Origin of the sequence: Antarctobacter jejuensis, assembly GCF_052266595.1 — a bacterium.
GTDB lineage: Bacteria > Pseudomonadota > Alphaproteobacteria > Rhodobacterales > Rhodobacteraceae > Antarctobacter > Antarctobacter jejuensis.
On record NZ_JBQQXJ010000040.1, the window covers coordinates 1 to 2231 of the forward strand.

The following is a 2231-nucleotide window of genomic DNA, read 5'->3' on the forward strand; positions in this document are numbered from 1 at the left end:
TACAGCCTGCGCGAAGCCCAAATCCTAATCGAAGAATGGAGGAAACACTACAACACGAAACGCCCGCATAGTGCCTTGGGCTACCGCCCACCGGCCCCGGAAACCATCGTCCCGATGGAACCAAGGCCAATCATGCACTAACATTCAAACTGGACCACTCAAGTGCGGCTGATCATATGCGAAACTGTTTACCCCGACCGAAGCCGCAGGCATGGGGGCAGGCCTTGCGATCCTGATTGCGACCTTTCACGGGCGCCTGACCTGGAAAGTACTGCGCAAGGTCATAATCGACACAGCCTATACGTCAGTCTCTCTCTATACTGTCCTGTTTGGCGCGCTGATGCTGTCAAAGCTTCTGACCCTTTCGGGGTTGGCGGCAGGGGTCCTTGCACTTGTCCAGTCAACAGGCCTCGAAGGCTATGCGCTGATCTTCGCGATCATGCTCGTATTCCTCGTGCTGGGTTGCGTTATGGACTCCATGGCGATTATTCTGATCTTCGTGCCGCTCTTTGCGCCAATCGTCGTCGCTCAAGGATTCGATCTGGTTTGGTTCGGCATCATCGTAATCGTCGTGACCGAGATCGCACTAGTCACGCCGCCCGTCGGAATGAACGTGTTCGTTCTCAAGGCCGTCCTGCCCGACGTTCCCGTAGTTCGGATATTCAAGGGCTTGGTGCCATTCATTGCTGTCGATGTGATCCGTCTCGCATTGCTGGTGGCGTTCCCGGCAATCACCCTGTGGCTGGGTACGACGGTTGGCTAACAGTAAACGCAAGAGAAATGGCGGGTGAGCTCGCTCCTTCGCTTCCCGCCAACTTGCGTTTTTGTCACGATTGTCCAGGCAGCAGTCATCAACCCGAAACATTACATTTACAGAATTTCATGAACAACTAAGAACCAGATCCCTCACAATACAATGACTTCGCGGTTCCGACCGAAGCTCGGCTCTGATAATGTGGCCGCCCCCGACGGCATCTATGCGCAAAGTGGGTCTGCGATGATCCAACAAGGAGGACAGTCACATCATCAGAGCCACACGGCACGTAAAAACTCACCTACTCAAAGCCGATCCTGAGCGAAGCATTGAATGTAAGGCTCCCGCCACGAAGGACGTTGAGAATCGCAAATCTGCAGTCCCAAGCTCGATCATCGGACCTAAAGCGCGGGAGTTTGGAGTCGGCGCTCTGTGGTTTGAGTTGTCTTCAAATGATACGCACCACTGACATGAACGACGGCGCAAAGGTGGGTAAAGAACCAAGGCCTCAATAAGAATATATTAAAAACAGAGCCTTGCGAATAAATAGTGGTGCCCCCACACGGCAAACCGGGCAGAGGAGAAACCATTTCCGCGCCCACGGTTAAACACCCAGTTCCGTTGCAGAAATCGTCTCCGAGACCGTGTTCGAGGCGATCCATGCAACCGCTCCTTTGTGGGGCAGACTGTGGAGCAGACCATGAGCAACAAATCCTCGACCCTTTCAGACGGCTTGGAACTGCGCGGGCGGATGTACTACGCGCGGTTTCGCGTTCCCACCCGGTTCTGCAGCGTTGAAACGCGGCGCGAAGTCAACAAATCGCTAAAAACACGCGATCGCCGGCAAGCCAGGGTCAAGCTCGAGCAAATGCGCACCCAGCTTGAACTGCAGTGGGAGACCCTGCTGGCCGAGAAAGAGGGACGGAGCACCATCGACAGCTTCGTTCAAATGACGAGTTTCCTGGAAACCCTCTCGCTGCCTTTTCGCCCTTTGCAGAATATCGTGAGCGGACCGCTCGAAGATATGCTGGCCCGAATCGAAAAGATCGACAGTTTTGGCACGACCTCGGAGGCGGTTCCTGCCGTTCTTGGCGCCAGACAATTGCCCGACGTGAAGGTGTCGGAAATGGCCGAGTTGATGAAGCGCCACCACGCGACCAAGATCTCGCGAAAGAACGCGTATCAGACCCGGGCCTGGGTGTCGAAATATGAGCGGGCGGCTGCATCCTTCATCGAAGTTGTCGAGGACAAACCGATAAGCCAGATATCAGAAGCCAATGCGATGGCCTTCAAGAAGCACTGGCTGGAACGTCTGGAAAAGACCAAGCTGACGGCAAACTGTTGATTTCCGCTGAGAAGTGACCCGGTTTTTTCACCGAGATTTGACCCACCCTTGTTTATTCCTCGGCGGTCATGTTGTGGTCAATGCCGGCGTCTCCTTTCTTGTTTTCTTGGCGGCTTCGGAACTGGCTTTGAA

At 54.5% G+C, this 2231-nt stretch carries 3 protein-coding genes; all 3 read left to right on the forward strand.

The features are described from left to right. Window positions 1-141 (forward strand): integrase core domain-containing protein (locus ACTXGA_RS24400; protein WP_443397308.1); only part of this gene is annotated, 141 nt, incomplete at its 5' end. A 43-nt stretch (window positions 142-184) separates the two neighbouring features. Further along, on the forward strand, window positions 185-763 hold the full coding sequence (locus ACTXGA_RS24405) for a TRAP transporter large permease subunit (protein WP_443397310.1): 579 nt from the start codon (window positions 185-187) through the stop codon (window positions 761-763). Window positions 764-1454: 691 nt separating this feature from the next. Then, the gene (locus tag ACTXGA_RS24410; RefSeq protein ID WP_443397309.1) at window positions 1455-2099 is read left to right on the forward strand and encodes a DUF6538 domain-containing protein; all 645 of its coding nucleotides are present in this window, start codon (window positions 1455-1457) and stop codon (window positions 2097-2099) included. Window positions 2100-2231 lie beyond the last annotated feature (132 nt).

Coding starts and splice junctions, on each gene's coding strand:
- ACTXGA_RS24410 (WP_443397309.1), top strand. CDS start 1,455: ATGAGCAACAAATCCTCGACCCTTTCAGACGGCTTGGAACTGCGCGGG.